Genomic DNA, 20907 nt, shown 5'->3' with positions numbered 1-20907 from the left:
AGCCTGACACAGATGAAGCCGATGGGCGGCGGAATTTATTTAGGGCAAGCCTTAGTAAGGCTGCCTTCCGGCGAGATGCGGCAAAAGGACACCATGGAGCCGACTGTGGCGCCGGATTACTTTCGTACGCTCGGGATTCCGCTACTGGAAGGCCGCGATTTTACGGCGGACGATAAGGAGGACGCACCGAAGGTATGCATTCTGTCACGGAGCGGGGCGGAGTACTTCTTCCCTGGGCAGAACTCAGTGGGACAGATGATCACGATGGGCCAGGAGGAGAAAGATCCAAAGGCGCGCGTGATTGGGGTGGTTGGCGACACGCTGGTCATGGGATTTCGCGATAAGCCGAAGCCAACGATGTATCTTCCGTTTTTGGCCTCGCGCCAGAATCAATATCTCGAATTTGCTGTGCGAAGCCGGAACGCAGCAGTGGGAGATGCAGCGGTGCGGAGGGCCTTCAAGGAAATTGCTCCGGATGTGCCGCTCTTTGAGACCGTCACGGTGGGGCAGATTGTGGGCAGCGCGGTGAGCCGCGAGCGGCTAGTGGCATTGCTGGCAGGATTCTTTGCTGTGCTGACGCTGGTGCTTTCGGCAATCGGAATGTATGGGCTGTTGAATTACTCGGTGATCCGGCGCAAGCGGGAGATTGGCGTGCGTATGGCTCTGGGTGCTTCGCGTAGAGATGTGGTGCGGCTCGTGGTTCGCGAGGCGATGTGGATGGTGGTGCCCGGCATCGCACTGGGAGCAGTTGGTGCGTGGGCCGCCTCACGATTTGTGCGGAGCATGCTGTTTGGCGTGAAGCCGCTCGATCCCTGGGTGATGGCCGCAAGCGCAGCGGTGCTGCTGGGCACGGCGGTGCTGGCGTGCCTGCTGCCTGCACGGCGCGCGGCTACGGTGCATCCGATGGAAGCGCTGCGGTCCGAGTAGGAAGAACGACGAGGGGGTGGCGTATGAAGTTTTGGCCTGCATGGGAACGGCGCAAGGATGAGCTTCACGACGAGCTGGACGCGCATCTGCGGATTGCCGTGGAAGAGCGCATGGCGCGGGGCGAATCGTATGAAGCGGCGCGCGCGGCGTCAATACGCGAACTGGGAAACTCCGCGCTGGTGGCGGATGTAACGCGCGCAAAGTGGGGATGGGTGTGGCTGGAGAGCATTGCGCAGGATGTGCGCTATGCGCTGCGGGGAATTCTGCGGAAACCCGCGTTTGCGCTGGTCGTGATTGCAACGCTGGCGGTGGGGATTGGCGCGAATACTGCGATCTTCAGCGCAGTGTATGCGGTACTGCTCAAGCCGCTACCGTTTCCGCATGGCGAGCGGATGACGGTGCTGGGCGAGTCGTCGGGCAAGGCGGATGGGATCAGTGTTACGTGGCTGAACTTTCAGCATTGGCGCACGGAGAATCACTCGTTTGAGGCGATGGCGGCGTATCAAGGCACCGGCCTGACGCTGACCGGGCGCGGGCCAGCGGTGCTGACACACGCGGGCGTGGTGACGAACGAGTTCTTTCCGTTGACCGGCGTGCGGCCAATCCTGGGACGGCTGCTGACAGCAAGCGACGAGGATCCGCATGCGCCGGAGACGGTGGTGGTCTCGCAGGCCTTCTGGGCACGCTCGCTCGGAGCCGATCCGCAGATTGTGGGCAAGACGCTGATGCTGAATGGGAGCGCTCGCACGATTGTTGGCGTGCTGGCGCGCGAGCCAGGATTCTTTCTGCGGCGTGTGGATTACTACTTGCCGTACCGGCCGTCGCCGCAACAGCTGGCGCGGCGCGATATGCATGGCGGAGGACGGGTCCTGGCCTTGCTGAAGCCGGGCGTAACACTGGCCGCAGCGCGTGCGGACCTCGATACGATCATGGTGCGCCTGGCAAAGGGCGACCCCGGGCCTGAAGATGATCATCGCGCGTATGCGGAGTTTGTGACTGAGCAGCGGACAGGCGATGTGCGGCATGTCTTTACGCTGCTGATGGGCGCGGTGGCAGTGGTACTGGCGCTGGTGTGCGTGAATATCGGGAGCCTGCTGCTGATTCGGATGACGGAGCGCGCGCGGGAGATGGCGATCCGGAGCGCAGTTGGCGCGGGGCGCGGGCGGATTGCGCGGCAACTGCTGACAGAGACGCTGCTGATTACGCTGATTGGCGGCGCATGTGGCGTGGGGCTGGCTTCTGCCGCATTGCAGGCAATGAAGGCATTGGGACCGAAGGATATTCCGCGATTGATGGAAGCGAGCCTGGATGTGCCGGTGCTGTTGTTTACAGCAGGGCTGACGGTGGCCGTGGGGCTAGTGTGCGCACTTGCGCCGGTGATGGGTTCGAGGAGAGTGAATCTCGCACTCGTATTAAAGGAGAGCAGTGCGGGCGCGGGAACTGGAAGGGTGAGTCATGCCGTGCGTGGCGGGCTTGTGGCAGTGGAAGTGGCGGCGGCGCTGGTGCTGTTGTTCACTTCAGGGCTGCTGTTGCGGAGCCTCTTGGCAGCGGAGAATGTGAACCCTGGCTTTGCGGCTGACCATGTGCTGGCGCTGGAGCTGCAGTTGCCGAACATGCGGTACGGAACGGATGCGGCGGTGCTGGATTTCTACTCGCAGCTGGAGACGGCGCTGCATGCGCTGCCGGGAGTTCAGTCTGTCGGCGCGGTAAGCTGTCCTCCGGCAGGCGGCGACTGCGCCGATAACTGGTACTCCATTGTGGAGAAGCCGACGCCAAGGCGCGAGGATGTTCCTCTGACGCTGATGAATGTGGCGGACGTGAATTACTTCCGCACGATGGGGATTCCCGTAGTGGCAGGGCGTGATTTCAGCAAGGAGGACCGTGCCGGCGGGGTGGAGGTCGCGCTCATCAGCGAGACCATGGCGCGGACATGGTGGAAGGATGCGCGCTCGGCGCTGGGGCAGCACATCAAAATGGGCGGCCCGTATATGAAAGGGTCGGTGCTGGAGATTGTGGGAGTGGTGGGCGATGTGCCACAGTTGGGCCTGGATTCTGCGGCGTATCCGACGTTTTACTTTTCCGCTGCGCAGCATGCAGACAACTCTATGGTGATGATGATTCGCACCGCAGGCGATCCGGCGGCGATGGCCGGCAGTGTGCGGCGCGTGCTTGCGTCAATAGATAACGGTGTTCCGATCCAATCGTTGAGCACAATGAATGAATCGCTCGGCGGATCACTCACCCAGCGGCGATTTATCACGCTGCTGCTGGCGCTCTTTGCGGCGATTGCGGTGATCCTTGCCGCGATTGGCTGCTATGGGGTTCTCAATTCCTGGATGACGAGCCGGCGGCAGGAGATTGCGATCCGCATGGCGATGGGCGCGGGAACGACGGCCATTCTGCGGCGGATGGGCAGGCAGGCGGCAGTGCTGGGCGCGATTGGGCTTGTTGCCGGAGTGGCGGCGAGTTGGGGCGCTTCGCGATGGGTGGAGAGCCTGGTCTTCGGTGTCTCAGCGCACGATTTTGTTGTACTGGGGCTGGCAGCGGCGGGCGCGCTGTTGATTGTTCTGCTGGCTGCCGCGGTGCCGCTGTGGCGAGCAACGCAGGTGGACCCGATGGAGACGCTGCACGAGATTTAAGAATAGTAGCTTCAGGGATTGGACTGAGAGATCTGGGTAGCCGCGTTTCTTGCAGCCAATTGGATCGACGGATCCTTGGCGTGAAGTGCGACGTAAGAGAGCGACCGGCGGGCATACGGTGCCGCTGCGTGGTTCGGAGTGCCGCCAAGGGCGTGGAGCGACTGGACACCCTGAAGCGCGACAGCCGAGGAACCGGAGTTAGCTGCGGCGACGGTGATGCTCTGGAGAGATTCGACGGAGGCCTCGGGCGCTTTGGCGGCAGCGGACTGAATCTGGTTGATCGCCTGCCTGGAGTTGTTGACCACCTGATTCCTGGTGTCGGTGTCAATGTTTACCGTGGCATTGAGCGCCTGCGTGACAAGCGGCGTAGTCTGCTGCACGGCACTGGTGAGCTGCTGAACATTGCCGGATGCATCGGCCTGCTGCACGAGTTGCGTCTGCGAGCCGACTTGCTCGGACTGCGATGTGGCGTTGAGATTGCCCACCATGCGGACGCCGGAAGCGATAACAGGCTGCCAGCAGAGACCGCAGAGGCTGGCGAAGACGTAAGTCTTGATGGCCGAGGTGTCAGAGGCGGTGAGGACATAGACGCCGATGGCGGCAGCGAATGCGCCGAGGAACATGAGCGCGGGGATCGTCCAGAAGCCCGCAATTCCAGGGAGCGGCGATGTGCCGGTGACCTTGGCGATGACCCAGAAGAGGAATCCGCCAATGGCGCCGGCCGCGACGATGGCTACAAGGTGCAGAATGCCGGCGCGGCTGAGACTTTCATCGACTGAGGCCACTGCCGGCTTGAGTGAGATTGCGGGATTCTGTGGAGTTGCCATGGCGGCGACCTCCTGACGAACAGTGCGCTTGGGAGTCTCCGGCTTTGTGAGCCTCTGGAAGAAGGTGACTCATGCGGAGAAATCGTATCAGGACTGGCCGGAGGGCAAAAGAACAAGTTAACGGGATTGGTCCAGCAGACCGGCGATAGCGTCGCGAAGCTTCTGGGTAAGCACATCGGCATCGCGGATGGTGAGACCGTCCGTCGGAATGGGCGTGCCCGCGTGGAGGGTGAGCGGGCCGGGGTAAAAGTGACGCGTGTGAATGGGCAGCAGATCGTAAACGCCACTGAGCGCAATGGGAACGAGCGGAACCTGCGCGCGGATGGCGAGGAAGGCCGCGCCGGAGAGAAAACTCTGCAGCGTGCCGTCCGGTGTCCGCGAGCCCTCAGGAAAGACGAAGAGATTCATGCCGGCGCGCAGGGCAGCGGCGGCTTTGCCCAGGCTTGAGAGCGTGGAACGCGGGTTCTCGGTATTGATGGGCATTTGGCCGGAGCGGGCGAGATACCAGCCGATGAAGGGCAGCGACCAGAGCTCTTTTTTCGCCAGAATGCGGAACTGGAAAGGCAGTGAAGCGAAGACCACCGGCGTATCCATATACGAGGTGTGGTTGGAGGCGTAGACAGCGACAGGATGCGCGAGGAGGTTCTCGCGGCCAAGCACCGTGAGCCGCGCGCCGGAAACGAACAGCGATAGCCGCGCCCAGAGACGCGCGATGCGATGCTGCGTGCGGCCGGTTTTGGCGAACAAGGATGCGATAAGCGCCGCGGAGCCGCAGAGCGCTGTGGCGAGCAAGAAGAGCGGAGCCTGAACAACGTTGGTGATGAACCGGTTTTTGAGAGGAAGAGGATCCGGGGGACGGACTGACCGTTGGGGCAATTTCTCCCGCGATGCCTCGGATTGGGTTTGAGGCGTCATCGCGCGCCCTGCTGGAAGAGCAGCTTGCGAGCCTCGCCCACTAAATATACTGACCCGGAAACTACGATTGGCGCGCCGTTGGCGTGTTGCTGCGCAAAGCTCAATGCCTCTGCGACGGTTTCAGCGGCGTGAGCTGGCGTTCCGGTCTGTTCGGCTGCTGCCAGAAGCTCCCGCATCGGCGTGGCGCGCGGGCTGGCAATAGGCGAAAAGACAATCTGGTCAAAGAGCGGGAAGAGAATCTGGGCGAGTTCGGTAAGCGGCTTGTCTTTAAGGCAGGAAAAGATCATGGTGCGCGGAGCTGGGTCGATCTCGCGCAGGCTTGCCCGCAGAGCCCATGCACCCGCGGGATTGTGCGCAACGTCCACAACCCACTGCGTGCCGTGTGCGGAAATCGATTCTAGCCGGCCGGGCCAGCGCGTATTGCGGATGCCGGCAGCAATGGATACCGGCGTAACAGGCACGCCGTGATTCGTCGCCAGCTCAACCGCGGCGGCGATGGCAAGCGCAATGTTGCGATGCTGGTGTGGGCCATGAAGCGGGGAAGCGACTTCGATCTCCGCGTTAAAGACTTCGACGGGATAGGTCTGGCCGGCATGGATGGTCGGCATGTAGGGCGTGGCGCTGACGCCGCGCACGTTGAGAGAGACGGCAATTTCACCGAGGGCCTGGTTGGCTTCAGGGTGCTGCGGGAGGGTAACGAGCGTGCCGTTGGAGCGCAGAATGCCCGCCTTTTCGCGGGTAATGTCCGTGATGGTAGGGCCGAGCCATTCGGTGTGGTCCAGCGAGATGTCCGTAATGACAGACAGGAGCGGATCGACGATATTCGTCGCGTCGAGGCGTCCGCCAATGCCGACCTCAAGGACCGCGATTTCGACGGCCTCTTCCGCAAAATGGAGGAAGGCCATGGCGGTAAGGGTCTCAAAGAAGCTGGGAAGCTGCGCAAGTGTGCCCGAGAGGAAGAGTTGCTGCGCGGCGTCATAAACCTGAAAGTAGCGGCGGCCAAAAGCGTCGTCCGAGATGTCGAGAAGCGTGTTTTCAGCCTCTGCCGCGCCGGGGCCACTAATCTTGATGCGCTCGTTGGGGCGTTCCAGATGCGGCGAAGTATAGAGCCCGATTCGCAGTCCTGAGCTTTGGAGAATCGAAGCGAGAGTGGAGGCCGTGGAGCCTTTGCCGTTTGTCCCGGCAATAAGAACCGAGCGGAATTGTTTGTGCGGGTTGCCGAGAGCTTCGAGAAGTATGCGTATCTCATCGAGCGAAAACTTACGGCGCGGCGTACCTGGCTGCGTGTGCAGCTCGGGCGCCATACGGTTCAATTCGGCAATAGCTTGCGAATATGGAGCTGCGGCGTAGGACATCGAAATTTAAGTATAAAAGCCGTGGTCAGGGAGCAGCCTCACAGCAGGATTTCGAGTGCGCGGCGCGCATCCTGCAGACACTGGCGGGATTCAGCTTCACTGAGCAGGCCCTGATGGACTGCTTTGCGACCGACATCATTGACGCGGTTGGCAGGCTTGAGGAAGTCAGGGTTGATGCCGATGAGCTGGAGGTTGTTATTGACCTCATGGAGCAGATTGCCGAGGGTGGGCGTATGCCGGTAGCGGCGTGCAACAAGGCCAGCGAGATCGGGCGGGAGCTTCTGCTTCACGGCTTCCTCCACGACAGACCGGCACATCACCGCGCAGGCTGTATAGAGACCATAGAAGTAGCAGCGGGTGGCCTCGTCGAGGTAGCTATCGGCCTCCTCCGATGCGGGCGAAGCGACGACACACTCTCGCAGGTGCGTGGCGCGGGCGGTTGCCGGCTCGATCAGCGCAATCAGCTCAAAAGCAATGGCCGCTCGAAGCAGGTTGTTCTCATGCGTATCGAGCGCGCGCTGAATCTCCTGCCAGGCGGGAACCTGCTCAGACTCGCCGGCTGCGAGGAGGCGAGTGAGATGCGTGAGGCGCTGGCGGGCGTGCAGAATGAAGCCCTGATGCATCTCATGGGCCAGCGACTGCCAGCCGTCAATGAATCCCGCGGGGTCACGACGGAAGTGCGCGGCCATTTCCTGATATGCCACCTCGGGCAAAACTCGCTCCAGCTCCGCGAAGCGCCCGGTTCGGGCAAGCTCTGCGATGGCATGGCAGAACTCGCGGCCCGGCGCATCGGCCTGGGTCTGGCGAAGAAGCTCCTCTTCGAGATTGGGAATGGAGATAGGCATGGGACTGGCCATCGAGATTGGTGTCTGTGGCAACTGCGCCTTCGGCGCATGTGGCACTGCCTCTAGTTTGAAATGGAATAAGTATTTCGGGTATCTCAAACATTATGGGGAATGTCTTTGTTGTTTTGAAATGGGAAACATAGGACCAGTTTTCCTGCGCTGCACACACGCATGTGGAAGACGTGGAAAGCGCAGGCGATGTGGAGAAGCGAGGTCTTTGGCACCCGCTATCAATGCGTGTGCGGACGTTGTTTGCACAAATGGGAGCGGGAATTCACAGGGGGTTGAAGGCCTGTTGTTGAAAGCGTGGAGAAACAGGTATGCGTGAAATTCAAAACCGGAGGCTTTTCCAGTTGTGCAGATTTCCGCCGTCGCGTTTTAGAAAACAGGCAAGGCAGCCAAGGCAATCGGATTGAATCAGTTGGGTAGGTTATCCACTTTTCCGTGGTGTACTACGGGTACTACGAGAGTTTGTATATATCTTTTTTCAAAAACAGAGAGTATCCGTCGCTGCCGCGGAAACCGGCATTGCGAGCTCGTGTCAGGTCAATGTCGGGGTGAAAATGGGCATCGGGGCTTACTTTTCGGGAACACGGTACGCGGAATCCAGATTTGGCGCGTGTTTTCCACGCTGGTATTTGCAGGAAAGGTGAATACAATCAAGAAGAACTGGCCAGGACTGGCGGTCCAGGCCTTTGTGCCTGCGGCTTGGAAGCAGGTTAGAAGTTTGGGGGTCCGGGGATGTCGATCGTGGAAGCGGAAATGGAGCAAACGGCCGCACAGGGGGCAACGATGGAGATAACGGTAAGCCGTCAGGAATTGTTGAAGGAACTCACCGCGACGCAGAGCGTGGTGGAACGCAAGACAACGATTCCGATTCTCTCAAATTTTCTGATTGAGGCCGAAGGCGACAAGTTGACGATCACGGCGACGGACCTGGATCAGGCCATGCGCACAAGCGCCAATGTGAAGGTCAAGAAGGCAGGCTCGTGTACGATTCCCGCGCGCAAGCTTTACGACTACGTGAAGCTGCTGCCTGATGGCGAGGTCTCGATCAAGCTGCTTGAAAACCACTGGGTGCAGATTCGCTCCGGCCGATCAAACACGAAGATGGTGGGCATGGCGCGTGCGAATTATCCGCAGGTGCCGGAGTTCCCCTCGGAATCCGTGACGTCGATTCCCGCGCTGGCCTTCAAGACGCTGATTGCGCATACGATCTTTGCCATCTCGAATGAAGAGTCGCGGTACACGCTGAATGGAGCGCTGCTGGTCTTGAAGCCGGAGTCCCTTGCCATGGTGGCGACCGATGGCCACCGGTTGAGCTTTGTTGAAAAGCCGGGTGAGACGCTGGAAGGCATGAGCGGCGAGAAGCGCGTGCTGATCCCGCGCAAGGCGCTGAGTGAGCTGGCGAGCCTGCTGGGCTCAAGCGACGTGGAGAAGGTGGAGTTTGCCGATGACGATCACACGTTGTTCTTCCGCGTGGGTCACCGCACGCTGAGCTCACGCAAGCTGACCGGGCAGTTCCCAAACTACGAAGCAGTGCTGCCGCGCGACAATACAAAGTTTGCCGTGGTGCGCTCGGCGGAGTTGTCGCAGGCGATTCAGCGTGTAGCGCAGTTTGCCGATGAACGGAGCGGCGCAATCCGGCTGCGGCTTGAAGGCAACGAGCTGAAGATCAGCGCAGCATCGACCGAAGCGGGTGAGAGCGAGGACACAATCGATACGCCGTACTCCAGCGATCCGATTGTGGTTGGCTTCAACTCAGGCTACATCCTGGATTTTCTGAAGGCGCTGGGCAACGAGGGCGAAGTAAGGCTCGAGTTCAAGGACTCGCAATCGGCGGGGCAGATGCGGCCCGAGAGCCCGGATGCGGAGTACAAGTCACGCTACGTGCTGATGCCGATGCGGATCTGAGGTTTGATTTCAGTCATAAACAAAAAGCGGCCAATTGGCCGCTTTTTGCTATTTGCGTAAGGATCGCTATTGAAACGCGATGTGCATCGCATTGCCGGTGTTGGGAATGGTGACTGCTGAACCGAGCGAGGTTTTTTCTGCCGTGATGCTGCGATTTTCGAGTGAAGCGCTCTTCGCAGCAAAGCCGATCACTTCGACGCGAATCTGTTTCCACCACGGCGTGAAGCTGCCTTCCGGCTTGGCGAGGTCTACACTAAGCGCGCCGTTGGTTGCGATGGAGCAGGTGAAGCTCTGGCGGAAGTATGCGCCGTGGCGGAAGTCATAGGTTGCGCCATCGTCCTGATAGATTTCGCCGCTGCAGGATGCGCCGGAAGCAGGTACGTACACACGCAATGTCAGCGGGCCGCCGGGCGCCTCACTCGTCGATTGCGTGACGGGCTGCATGGGCACGATCGCGCCTGCGCGGACATACATGGGCAGTTCGTCGAGCCTGGGCTGGACCATGATGGGCGGCAGTGCTGCGGTCGTCTCGCGGATTTCGTTGTCGCGCGCAGCAATGGGAGCGCTGCGATCCAGGCGCTCGCCGGTCCAGTAGTTGTACCAGATGCCGGGCGGCAGATGGACCTCGTAGGGCGCAACCTCTTCCGGGGAAGGCGAATCGGCGATGAGAAGATCAGGACCGAACATGAATTCGCCGGGAGCATCGAGATCGAGCGGATGATTATCCACCGTGGCATGGGGAAACTCCACAAACAAGGGCCGGATAATCGGCAGGCCGTCGCGCGATGTCTCTTCCGCCGCGGTGTAGAGGTAGGGCATCAGCTTATAGCGCTCCTCGATGTAGCGGCGGCGGATGGCTTCCTGCTCCGGTCCGTCGGCCCAGGGCTCATGCGGGCGCGAGCCTTTCACAGCGTGGTCGCGGTCAATGGGTTGAAACGCGGCAAGCATGAGCCAGCGCGTGAGCAGATCGGGTGGCGGCGAACCGGCAAAACCGCCCACATCCGCGCCTGAGAGCGAGAAGCCGCTCAGGCCAAGGTTCAGAAGCTGCGGCGTGGTCTGGCGGAGATGATTCCACGTGGATGAGTTGTCGCCGGTCCAGGTGACGGCGTAGCGTTGTCCTCCGGCATAGCTGGCGCGCGTCATCACAAAGGGCCGCTCATTGGGGCGCAGCGCGAGAATGCCGTCATGCGTAGCGCGCGAGGTCTCCAAACCGTAGATGTTGTGAATCTCCGGATGCCACGCCGTGCGCGGAGCAAAGCCCGGCTCATCGATGCGGTGTTGTGCATCATCCGGCATGGTCTTTGAGGGATAGACGAAGACGGCAGGCTCGTCCATGTCATTCCAGAATCCAGAGACTCCATCGGCGACGAGTTGCTTGTAGAGCGTTCCCCACCAGACGCGCGTCTGCTGCCGGGTGAAGTCAGGGAAGACGGATGGTCCGGGCCAGACGGAGCCAACATAATCCTGCCCGTTGCGCTTGACGAAGTGGTCGCCGGCTTTGCCGGAGTCATAAGGCGCGTAGTTCTGGTTGGGCAGATAGGCAATGTGCGGGTCTGTGATGGTGATGAGGTGAAATTGCTCGGCGGACAGCGTGTGGACCATGTCTGCGAAACCTGGGAAACGATCCTCATTGATGGTGAAAGGACGGTTCTTCTGCTGAAAGTCGATGTCGAGCCAGAGTGCATCTGCGGGAATGTGGTCTGTACGGAAGCGAGCGGCGACTTCTTCGGTTTCCTTGCGTGTCATGTAGCTGTAGCGTGATTGCTGATAGCCGAGCGCCCACAGCGGCGGCAACGGCGTGGGTCCGGTAAGCCAGGCCCAGGTGTTGAGAACGTGCTTTGGCTCCGGGCCGTAAAGCAAGTAGTAGTCGAGCGGTCCTGCCGGCGCGGAGAAGGTGTAGCGGTTATCACGCTCGCGGCCAAAGTCGAAGAAGGTGCGGTAGGTGTTATCGAGGAAGACACCGAGCGCGCGGCCGGCGCGCATTTGAATGAAAAACGGGATCGATTTGTAGATCGGATCCGTCGATTCCTGCCAGCCGAAGGAGTCGGTGTTCCACATGGCAAAGGCTTCGCCGGCGCGGTCCAGCGGTCCGGGCTTGTCGCCCAATCCAAAGAAGTGGTCATCGCCGGTTTTGATTTTGGTCACACGGAATGCGGCTCCGTCCCAGGCGGCGCGCGAGGCGTCCTGCAGCAAAATGTTGCCGTCGAGATCGGTGACGGTGAGGCGCTGGTCTGCCGTAACCGTTACGCGCAGAGCAGAGGTGCGAAAACCGGAGCCCTCTGGCGTGACTTCAATATGCGCCGTGCGAGCCTCCGGCAGCACTGCCCAGGAAGCGTCTTCCGGCTGATGTGCTATGGGAAATATGCGGACACGGAGCAGATCCGGACGCAAAGCTTGTACACGCAGCGTAACGCCGCCGACCGTCTGCTCAATGCCGCTGGGTGTGTGCCGAAGGGCCGGCGGGGCTTGTGCCCAGAGTCCGCCAGCCAGCAGGGTCGCGGAGCAGAGCGCAAATATTTTTTTGCCGTTCAACATGGCTGTCAGAGTGGAGGCGCGAGAACCTTCAGCGCAATGCAGAAAACTCCCTCAGTGTCTCATTTTGCAGTCAACAGATAAGCCGCTTGTTTGCTTGATGTTAGCAGATCCGCTGAACCGATTTTCGCCGCAGCGCCATCCACCTCGATCATGCGCACAAGTCCTAGCTGCGCCAGTGCAGATCGACAGGGCCATCCATAGGATGCTTCGACCCAGTGCCGGCAGGGGTTTCAAGCCGCGCCTGCTTCAGGGCGAAATACCATTTGGCGGGCTTGTCGGCATCGTCAATCAACATAAGGCTGGGGTTATGGCGCAGCCCTTCGGCCTGCTGGATCATCGTCTCCTGGTCCTGGCGGACGAACCTGGCGCCAAAGAACTTGGCAATGGGAGTGACCAAAGGAACTCGATAGAAGACGTTCCAGGCGGCAATCACATCAATGCGGCAGGTGGAGCTGGTAACGGGCGTAATGGTGGTGAGTGAGGAGAACCACTTGTCGCCGCAGCGGATGGTTTCCGTGCGCCGGTTCGGCAGCACAAAGTCGATGGTGGTTTCAACAGGCTGGCCATAGACGCCAAGCAATTTGTATGGAGCGGAGTTGGCGCTGGGCGCATGAGCGGCCATGCGAAAGCCCTCCGGAATAGGCTCAAAGCGCTTGGTTTTCTCGCGGATGGAGTGGCGGCTGCGCCACCACCAAGCCTGATGCACAAACGGGCCATGCGCCGGGTCCATCAGGCCGATGATGCCGTGATCCACGTTACAGGGCAGGTCGGCGGAGAGATGCGCGGTGTGATAGCGCGGCCCGAATTTGGCGAGATCCGGGACAGATCTGGCCGGTGCCGCCAGCTTTCCGGCTCCCGGAGCGGGAATGTAGACCCAGGCATGGCCGTCGCGCTCGTCGCAGGGGTAGGCGGAGGCATAAATGCGCGTGGGGTCGAGCTTGTCGTGGCTCGAAAGCGAGGGAATCTGCTCGCACTGCCCGCTGCATGGCTCGAACTCCCATCCATGATAGCGGCAGGTCAGGCGGTTGCCGTCAAACCAGCCCACGCTTAATGGGATGCCGCGATGCGGGCAACTGTCGCGCATGGCAAAGAGCTTCCCGCTCTTTAACCTTCCCAGGACCAGTGGAATATCCAGGAGCATCGCCGTCGCCAGCTTGCCGGGCCGGAGCTGGTCCGTGCGCAGCGCAGGATACCAATCGTCGTAGATCAGCGTGGCCGTCGGGCCGGAAGCCGGGCCGGTCGCGGACTGGATGCTGGTCACAAGAGCCATCAAGAGAACGATAGCAGCGCATCCGCAATCTTTGACACGCCACGCCTGAATTGATAGCTTAATAGAAGGGAATGTGCGGCCAAACGGCTGCGCCCCTTGGCTCTGGAACAGCCCTTCGGTAGTTCCATCGGCCACTTCCTCAAAAACGTCCCCGTCGTCTAGCCCGGCCTAGGACACCGCCCTTTCACGGCGATAACACGGGTTCAAATCCCGTCGGGGACGCCAAATCTTTTCAAGCACTTAGCAAAAATTCCCCGATTTCGCCGCGGAGCATTTTGCGGAGCATTTTGCGGAGCATTTAAGCCCCGATTTTGCACTCCATTTGGGACATTAGAGGCCGAATCATCTCCACCACCTTTTGCTGCGCCGCACGCTTGGCGGGCATTTGCGCTTGCGCGTAAATGTCCATGGTCACTTTCACCGAGCTGTGCCGCAGCAACTCCTGCACCACCTTGACATCTTCACGGTTCGCCTGCAAAAGCGTCGTGTAGGTGCGCCGGAAGGTATGCCAAGAGACGCGCTTATCGATGCCGAGTCTCTTGATCACCGGCTGGATGTGGTAACGCATGATGGTCGATAACCAGAGCGGCTGCTTCCCGCGTTTCTTTCCAGCCCGGCTGCTGTCGGAGGCGAAGATCCAATCCTCGGGCTCGCGATATGGAGTGAAGCGATGCCACTCTTGCAGATCCCGTGCCGTGTACTCGTCCAGGGGCACAGGTTTCTGCGAGCTTTCGGTCTTGCAGCGGCCCACAACCTGGTCCACCACCGAACGAGTGACATTGATCTCCATCTTGCCGAGATCAATATCACTCCACCGCAACCCTGCCAACTCGCCGCGCCGCAGTCCGGTCACCATATCCAAGAAAAGCAATACGCGCTCCCGCAACTGAAGTTCGGCGATGATCGCTTGCATCTCGGAGACATCTAGAATGTCGGGGATGCTCTGCCGTTTCGAACTCTGGCGAACACCAGAGCCCTTTACCGGTCCCGAGATCGGGTTTCGATCGGTGAAGCCCCACCGGATCGCATGATTGAAGAGCACGCCCATCAAATCGCGAATCCTGGTCTTACTGGCAGGAGACAGCACTTGCATTTCGGCTCTCTTCTTGGAGCGCTTCACAGCGCTCCCTTCGGAAGGTCGAAGTTTCTTCTTCAGCCGCCAGTTCGGATCGAATTTCAAATCCTCCAGCCACTCTTCGACAATCGGAGCCTTGATAGAATCCAATTCCTCTCCGCCCCAGCGAGGCGCAATCCACCGGTTGAGATAGCTCTCATACCGGTCGCGTGTCGCCCACGCACGACCGTTCTCGCCTTTGTCGACAAGTTCTTTTAGACGGAAGTGTTCGATCACATCATTCACCGTGATTCCACTGAATGCGTAGCCTTGATTGGAGTTGATGGCCAGCCGCCAACTTCGCACCGCTCTTTCCGCGGCTGCTTCGGTCTTGTACTGGTCAAGTGTGCCAAGTTGTCTCTTCTTTCGGACACGTTTACCGTTCGGACAAATATGCCGCCAGCTAAACATCCAGACCGGAGACCTGCTGCCGTTTTTATCCAGGTAAAGCGTGCCATTTTGCTTCCGCGCATTCCTCATAAAATCCTCCTTTCGCTGAGGGCGCAGAATGCATCGGTAATGACACTATAGCTCGCGAGCAGCATCACCGAAAGAGCAATTCATGTCCCTGTTTTCGACCACTCGACGCCTGTTGCAACGGCTCAGGCTAAGCCTGTTTAAATGCCACAATCGTGCGTAGTCGCCAAGCCGGGTTGGTCGCTTTTCGAAGAAATCACAGATTGTTGTCGCTCGCTCTCTCGCGCTTGCAGCCATCGACCGAGTTCAGAGAGCCGGAATCTCCAATGTCGGCGTAACCCATTGCTCACCGGATGTCCGGGGAGCAATCCTTCTCTCGCGAGTCTCTGCACCGTGACAGGGTGTAATCGAACGAACTTGCTGGCCTCCCTGGCATTGACGAATGGTTCCAGGTGGGAGGAGGCGGCATCGGATGGTACAGGCATGAATCACCTCGAAAGACAACGAAGAATGCACACAGCATCGAGACAATGCCGGATAGCGCTTAGATTGGCGCGGAGGGCCACGCATGTCCAATACTTCGTATTTATCGGGTGATAGATGGGAATTATCGCTTTGGCCCTGTCCTTACCGCAACCTTAAGCAATTATTGAATTTAGACGTGTCTCAGAATCGGCGATTCAAAGCAATTTTCGCTCAAACCAGACAGGCGTTTTCCGCCGCAGAGCAGTATCAGGCTATTGGATAGAATGATGAATTGAGCGGGACTGAAGTGCCGGCAAAAACAATATTTATCAAATATGGTAAATTAGGAGGGTGAGCATACCCCCGTCCGAACCATGGAAGGTCGACTTCTATACCGACGAGGATGGGACATTTCCCGTTCGCATCTGGCTCGACACGGTACCGAGGAAGTTCGAGGCAAGGTCCTAGCTCGAATCAATCTGCTCAAAATAGGCGGCCCGGCGCTGGATTATCCATACACCTCGCAAATCGAAGGCAAACTCAGAGAAGCCAGGTTGCGGGTGGGCAAGACTCGCTATCGCATCCTGTACTTTTTCGATGAAAACCGCACCGCTGTCCTATTGCATGGCTTCACTAAAGCCACCGCAGCTGTCGAGGAAGCCGACAAAAAGATCGGGCGTACCAGGATGGCCAGGCATGAAGCCAAACTGGCAGCAAAGAGTGGTTCCAGGATCGAAATACGGCCACCGGCAAAGGAGAAAAAGCGCAAATGAAAACCGCATGGGATGACTATCTCGACCAGCAACTCACCGTTCCGTCCGTCCGGCAGGCATACGAGGAAGAGACCAAAGTTCTCAGCATTGGTCTCCAGCTTGCCAATCAAAGGAAGCGCAGAGGTCTTACACAGGCCGAACTCGCGAAAAAGATCGGTACCAGCACGCCGCAGCTCAGCCGCACCGAACGTCGGCCCGAGAATGTAAACATGCGCACCCTCATCCGGTACGCTGAGGCCGTAGGCATGGACCTCGATGTTCGCCTCATCGCCAAGCCTGCGAACCGATAGCGGGGGAAACGTCAATGAGTTTTGCGACTCGCTATCCTTGCTTTCTGAAGTGTCAAGGACCGGCGCGGCAGCACGCCAGATGCCACATGGGATATCGGCGGACACCGTGAGAACGGGCACGTTAAATGCCGCTTAGAGTAAGTTTGGCCAAATGCACCTCTTTTATTGCGCCCGCCTGCTATTACTGGCAAGATTTCCGGCATAAACATACTTGGCACACCATGAAATATGCATAGGGAATAAAAAGCGAATGTGCCATACTGGATAAACAGTTTTGTTTAGGGTTCGATTTCCACAGATTACCCAATTTTGCTATTGACCTAGCTGTTATACACGCGCAAACATTGAGCGAACGGTTAGCCTTGGCCGTCTTGCGTGTTGTGGAAAACGCGTCTGATCGCTTAAACGGCGGACGCCACACTGGCCCTCATCCAAGGGCCGAGGAGGACACGTATGGCGACGTTTAATCGCGATAAGTGCAAAACACTAGTCCATTACATCTGTGCTAGATGTGAAGATAACCCTGCACGTCTAGGAGCCACGAATCTCAATAAAATTCTGTGGTATGCGGAGACAGGAAGTTTTCTCAAGACAGGAAAAGGTCTGACGGGCGCAAAGTACGTAAAACGTCAACATGGACCCGTGCTTGCGAGTATGCCCGCCATCATGAAGGAACTTGAAGATGAAAGCAAAATTATAGTCAAAGACGTACCGGTCTATCGATTTGAGAAAAAGGAATATATATCGCTCAGCGAACCTGATGTTGATCGATTCTTCTCTGCCAGCGACATCGTAGAGATCAATCGCATCATTGATTCTGTCTGCGATATTCATACCGCTAAATCAATCAGCGACTATAGCCATAACGAGGCTTGGCATTTAGCTGAGATCGGTGAGGAGCTTCCGCTTTATACAATCCTTGCTGTACCAGGAGATCTCACTGAGACCGACATGCAGTGGGCAGACGCGAAGATCGCAGCGTTGAAATAGGATTCCATGATATTGCGGGAGATTGTTCAAGAGAGAGATGTTTCTCGAGACATAGAAGCTGCTAAGAGACCGTTCCGTCTCGTAGATGACGCAATGCAGGGAATTGAATGGACACTATGTCACAAGCCCGAAGTTGGGACCCACAGGTCAGGACAATATTGGGTTTATCAGCAACGGGGACTCAAAATTCACCGAATTCCAGAAATAGTGGTACTGTACTCATTTACCGATGAGCAAGTCACACTCCACGCAATTATGTTTCGGCCTGCGTCATAATAGTAGTGATGAAGACACCGCCACAAGACGCGCAGTTTACTCAGTTCACAGATGCCATGCGAACGATACTCAAGGTGTCGAAAGCTGAACTCCAGCGACGCATGGAAGAGGAAAAGCGGAAATCTAGAGCTTCCGCTTCCCGCGTTTCTGACGCCGCATCCAACGAGGCCCATCAGAACGGCTGACTCTCATCGCTCTTTCCAGTCAGTTCTGCATACGTCAGCCTCTTGCCTGAAATCTGCGATACAGCCAGCACAAAGCGGTCTGCGTCTGTGAGTGGATTGTCTTTCGTGCTGCGGTTGTTGAAGCGGAAAACCTGCTCTCCAACGTAGCGGTCAAGGTGGAACGGCTCGACTGCGACATACGTTCCACTCAGGCTCCGCTTTAACAGGCTCCAGAAGTTCTCAATTCCCTGCGTATGCACAGAACCCCGAACATATTCGTTTATGTGGCTCACTGTGGCATGGATGAAGTCCTGATCCTTGAGCCATGCGTAACCTTGGTAGGCATCAGTAAAGACCATTGAACCAGGCGCAACCTGATTAAGAATTTCGGCCTGTAATACGTCACGTCGGACGTGCGGAACTACCTTTGCACGAACCTGCCGCGTTTTGCGCTCAAGCATTCCCATTACCGCTGCTTTGTCTTCCGAATGCCCAGACTTCAACTTGGCTCGTTTGCTGAGGTGCATGTTTTTGAGCTTGCCGCCGATGAACGTTTCGTCTATCTCCACAGGTCCACCGTCATCGCCGCCTATCTTCTCAAAAGAACCATTCTGGAGAGCGAGCCGGATGCGATGCAGCACGAACCATGAGGACTTCTGCGTTAGCTTCAGATCGCGGGCAATCTCATAGCTGCTGATGCCGTTTTTGCAGTTCACCACTAGCCAAACAGCAGTGAGCCATTTGTCGAGTGCAATCGGAGAATCCTCAAAAATGGTTCCCGTCTTGACGCTGAATTGTTTGTGGCACTCTTTGTTCATGCACTTCCAGATACGTCTGCTCTTGAGGAATGACACCTTCTTACCCGCGCAGTGAGGGCAAGAAACACCATCTGGCCAACGCATCGAAGCTACAAACTCAACGCATACGTCCGCGTCCGCGAAGTAGCGAATCGCTTGCATCATGCTTTTCGGGAAGTCTTTGCTACTTTCCATGTGTTTAAGGTACTACATGCACCATGGTGTGTCAAGTATATTCTTACCAGATTTCCACAGGCGGAGGCATGGCAAGTTTCGCTCTTAGTTTGATCAGCATCGCCTCCCTTGTAGCGCAGGAGGACGATGTACGACTGGGCGGAGTTTCGCCACTTTCGGTATTTACGCGCAATCCTCGAAAAAGGGGGATTTCGCATCGCTGCGGATGAACTGCATACATCCCAGCCCAATCTCACAGTCCAGGCACGCCAGTTTCAGGAAAACGCCTCCTTTCGGCTCTTACGCAAATCGAAAAATGGCCGCATCTATCCAACTAGAACCGGTCTCGCTTTCCTGGCATTGGCCCCTCTTCTCTTTGAAGTTCGCGATGAGATTATGGACGCACTCATCGCGATCGAACGTGGCGAAATCAATTCAGTGCGATTCGGATCAACGCCACTCGTCGATCAGGCCCTGTTTCGCACCTTCTGTGAACTGCACAAGGAACTGATGCCGAAATGCGCCATACGACCGAACCATGGCGATACCGCACAATTGGCCGAAGAGATCGTAGACGGCATGGTCGATGCTGCCATCGTAACCCTCCCTTTGAAGCATCCCGCCCTTCACATCGAAGAAATCCGTCGCGACAGACTTGTGGTGTGCCTGCGTAAGGATCATTCCCTTGCTTCCAAGGCAGCTTTGGAGGCAACCGATTTGCAGAACAATCTCGCTGTTCTCTATCACCCGCAGCGGCACCCTGATGCTCACAAAAGGTTGCTGGAACTCCTGGGCAATGCCGGAGTCACCGTCGAAGAGTATTCGCGCGCTTCCCATCCGTCCGAAATGCAAACATTGGTTAAAGAAGGATACGGCTTCGCCTTGATCCGGGAGGGGATTCCGCTGGACGAAGAGTTGACGACGCGTCCGATTGCCCGAGTGGATTGGACTGTAGATACTGCTGTCGTCTACCACAAAGAACGACATCCTAAGACTATCCCGATTCTGGTAAAGAAGCTCCGAAGGCAAATTCAGAAAGACCTGTATCCAGATGCCCCTCCTCTCAACATCCACAAATCCTTCGCAACCGGCAAGCACCCCAGTGCAACAGCAAATAAGATTCCAGAACAGTTATCGCTTCTGGGCTGAATATTACTGAATTCGCGCCAGATAACAGTTGCCGATAGCTGCGAGCTATCACCCGATAAATAAGACGTATTGGACGAAAGATCATTCTGGCTCAATGATCACGCATATCGCAGCCCAAGCAGGGCCGCTGGAGGTACCGATGATCGGCAATCTCGTACTCGGCCGTACAACGCGGGCAATCCCTTGGGATGGCCTGCGACTGTTTCGGCCCGGACTCACCCTCTTCACACTTCTTATCCTGTTTCCGGCGCTCGCTTCGGCACAGTCGCCGTTCGACTCGGGATTCACCGCGATGCAAACCCTCTTCACCGGCACGGTCGCCAAGGTCGCAAGCTTGATTGCCATCGTGGTTGGCGGCTACCAGTTCGCGCACGGTGAGCCGGGCGCCAAAAAAACCCTAGCAGGTGTCGCAGCCGGCACGGGAATCGCGGTTCTCGCGACCAACGTTTTGACCTGGCTTTGGGGCGTGTAAGCAGACCCTATGCCATCCTTGACGACTCCCACAAACCATTTCACAAGCTGTGAGGGGCGAGAATGCAGACACACACTACAACCCGTCGGAGGAGTCGGGTCTTCAAAAGCCTGCACAAACCCCTCACATACCTCGGTGTCGAGCGGACGCTGTTCTACTTCGTCTGCGTCGGGGCCGTGGGCGCGTTCAACCTGTTCAACAGCCTGATCGCCGGAGTTGCTGTCTTCGTCGGAGGTTTTGTGTTCGGCCATTGGGTCACCAACACCGACCCCGCATTTCTGCGGATTCTTGCGAAATCGGAGCGATACAACGTGCGCTACGACGCCGCCAAACAGAGCGTTCCCCGCGTGGAGGTGGTCTGATGCTGCGACTCGACAAGGTCATCAAACCGTGGAAAGACGCTGCCGCTCTCAACGACCACATCAACCTGTATGGATTCTGGAACGGGACGACGTTTCTGACCAAAAGCGGCGACGTGGGGACTCACCATGTATCAGAATCGCATAACGCTCATCGGCTTCCTCGGCAACGACGCCATCACCCGCACCGCCAACAATGCCAACTTCACCGTACTCTCACTTGCCACCAAGTCAAGCTAC

General features: G+C 57.9%; 18 protein-coding genes and 1 tRNA gene. 10 read left to right on the top strand and 9 right to left on the bottom strand.

The window, feature by feature from the left end:
• Together ABSG47_RS14065 and ABSG47_RS14060 are read left to right on the top strand one after the other, a co-directional pair.
• On the top strand, window positions 1-927 hold a 927-nt coding region (locus tag ABSG47_RS14065), incomplete at its 5' end, for an FtsX-like permease family protein (RefSeq protein WP_424170328.1).
• Between the two features lie 23 nt (window positions 928-950).
• Entirely contained in the window at window positions 951-3566 is a 2616-nt protein-coding gene (locus ABSG47_RS14060) for an ABC transporter permease (protein ID WP_424170327.1), read from the top strand.
• Between the two features lie 11 nt (window positions 3567-3577).
• Here the strand turns inward: ABSG47_RS14060 and ABSG47_RS14055 are convergent, their stop codons facing one another.
• The 4 genes from ABSG47_RS14055 to ABSG47_RS14040 all read right to left on the bottom strand — a co-directional run bounded on the left by ABSG47_RS14055 (window position 3578) and on the right by ABSG47_RS14040 (window position 7541).
• Complete coding sequence (locus ABSG47_RS14055; protein ID WP_424170326.1) at window positions 3578-4393, bottom strand: hypothetical protein; 816 nt, start codon at window positions 4391-4393, stop codon at window positions 3578-3580.
• Between the two features lie 117 nt (window positions 4394-4510).
• The gene (locus ABSG47_RS14050) at window positions 4511-5308 is read right to left on the bottom strand and encodes a lysophospholipid acyltransferase family protein (RefSeq protein WP_424170325.1); all 798 of its coding nucleotides are present in this window, start codon (window positions 5306-5308) and stop codon (window positions 4511-4513) included.
• Window positions 5305-6663 (bottom strand): bifunctional folylpolyglutamate synthase/dihydrofolate synthase, encoded by a 1359-nt coding sequence (locus tag ABSG47_RS14045; RefSeq protein ID WP_424170324.1) that lies wholly within the window; start codon window positions 6661-6663, stop codon window positions 5305-5307. The genes ABSG47_RS14050 and ABSG47_RS14045 overlap by 4 nt, the downstream gene beginning before the upstream one ends.
• A gap of 38 nt (window positions 6664-6701) precedes the next feature.
• Window positions 6702-7541 carry a hypothetical protein gene (locus ABSG47_RS14040; protein ID WP_424170323.1) on the bottom strand — a complete coding sequence of 280 codons (840 nt, stop codon included), beginning with the start codon at window positions 7539-7541 and terminating at the stop codon, window positions 6702-6704.
• A gap of 729 nt (window positions 7542-8270) precedes the next feature.
• Between ABSG47_RS14040 and dnaN the strand changes: the two genes are divergently transcribed.
• Window positions 8271-9422, top strand: a complete 1152-nt coding sequence (gene dnaN, locus ABSG47_RS14035) for a DNA polymerase III subunit beta (protein WP_424170322.1) — start codon at window positions 8271-8273, stop codon at window positions 9420-9422.
• A 66-nt stretch (window positions 9423-9488) separates the two neighbouring features.
• Here the strand turns inward: dnaN and ABSG47_RS14030 are convergent, their stop codons facing one another.
• On the bottom strand, window positions 9489-11957 hold the full coding sequence (locus tag ABSG47_RS14030; RefSeq protein WP_424170321.1) for a glycoside hydrolase family 31 protein: 2469 nt from the start codon (window positions 11955-11957) through the stop codon (window positions 9489-9491).
• A 163-nt stretch (window positions 11958-12120) separates the two neighbouring features.
• Window positions 12121-13227, bottom strand: a complete 1107-nt coding sequence (locus ABSG47_RS14025; protein ID WP_424170330.1) for a Rieske 2Fe-2S domain-containing protein — start codon at window positions 13225-13227, stop codon at window positions 12121-12123.
• Between the two features lie 147 nt (window positions 13228-13374).
• Between ABSG47_RS14025 and ABSG47_RS14020 the strand changes: the two genes are divergently transcribed.
• Window positions 13375-13452, top strand: a tRNA-Glu gene (locus tag ABSG47_RS14020).
• Between the two features lie 73 nt (window positions 13453-13525).
• On the opposite strand, the gene ABSG47_RS14015 is transcribed toward ABSG47_RS14020, so the two are convergent.
• Both ABSG47_RS14015 and ABSG47_RS14010 read right to left on the bottom strand, forming a co-directional pair.
• Entirely contained in the window at window positions 13526-14587 is a 1062-nt protein-coding gene (locus ABSG47_RS14015) for a tyrosine-type recombinase/integrase (protein WP_424170320.1), read from the bottom strand.
• 371 nt (window positions 14588-14958) lie between these two features.
• On the bottom strand, window positions 14959-15243 hold the full coding sequence (locus ABSG47_RS14010) for a helix-turn-helix domain-containing protein (RefSeq protein ID WP_424170319.1): 285 nt from the start codon (window positions 15241-15243) through the stop codon (window positions 14959-14961).
• A 354-nt stretch (window positions 15244-15597) separates the two neighbouring features.
• Between ABSG47_RS14010 and ABSG47_RS14005 the strand changes: the two genes are divergently transcribed.
• The 3 genes from ABSG47_RS14005 (at window position 15598) to ABSG47_RS13995 (ending at window position 17276) form a co-directional block, all read left to right on the top strand.
• The gene (locus tag ABSG47_RS14005; RefSeq protein WP_424170318.1) at window positions 15598-15996 is read left to right on the top strand and encodes a type II toxin-antitoxin system RelE/ParE family toxin; all 399 of its coding nucleotides are present in this window, start codon (window positions 15598-15600) and stop codon (window positions 15994-15996) included.
• On the top strand, window positions 15993-16286 hold the full coding sequence (locus ABSG47_RS14000) for a helix-turn-helix domain-containing protein (RefSeq protein WP_424170317.1): 294 nt from the start codon (window positions 15993-15995) through the stop codon (window positions 16284-16286). The genes ABSG47_RS14005 and ABSG47_RS14000 overlap by 4 nt, the downstream gene beginning before the upstream one ends.
• A gap of 453 nt (window positions 16287-16739) precedes the next feature.
• Window positions 16740-17276, top strand: a complete 537-nt coding sequence (locus tag ABSG47_RS13995) for a Panacea domain-containing protein (protein WP_424170316.1) — start codon at window positions 16740-16742, stop codon at window positions 17274-17276.
• Window positions 17277-17724: 448 nt separating this feature from the next.
• On the opposite strand, the gene ABSG47_RS13990 is transcribed toward ABSG47_RS13995, so the two are convergent.
• Window positions 17725-18675: an IS1595 family transposase gene (locus ABSG47_RS13990; RefSeq protein WP_424170329.1), complete on the bottom strand. Its 951-nt coding sequence runs from the start codon at window positions 18673-18675 to the stop codon at window positions 17725-17727.
• A gap of 159 nt (window positions 18676-18834) precedes the next feature.
• Between ABSG47_RS13990 and ABSG47_RS13985 the strand changes: the two genes are divergently transcribed.
• The 3 genes from ABSG47_RS13985 (at window position 18835) to ABSG47_RS13975 (ending at window position 20670) form a co-directional block, all read left to right on the top strand.
• Window positions 18835-19836, top strand: a complete 1002-nt coding sequence (locus ABSG47_RS13985; protein ID WP_424170315.1) for a LysR family transcriptional regulator — start codon at window positions 18835-18837, stop codon at window positions 19834-19836.
• A gap of 139 nt (window positions 19837-19975) precedes the next feature.
• Complete coding sequence (locus ABSG47_RS13980) at window positions 19976-20308, top strand: TrbC/VirB2 family protein (RefSeq protein ID WP_424170314.1); 333 nt, start codon at window positions 19976-19978, stop codon at window positions 20306-20308.
• A 62-nt stretch (window positions 20309-20370) separates the two neighbouring features.
• Window positions 20371-20670 (top strand): VirB3 family type IV secretion system protein, encoded by a 300-nt coding sequence (locus ABSG47_RS13975; protein WP_424170313.1) that lies wholly within the window; start codon window positions 20371-20373, stop codon window positions 20668-20670.
• The last annotated feature ends 237 nt before the right edge of the window (window positions 20671-20907 follow it).

This window comes from Occallatibacter sp., from assembly GCF_049510455.1.
Classification (GTDB): domain Bacteria; phylum Acidobacteriota; class Terriglobia; order Terriglobales; family Acidobacteriaceae; genus Telmatobacter.
The sequence above is the reverse complement of the archived record's forward strand: the minus strand, read 5'-3'. Positions and strand labels throughout refer to the sequence as shown.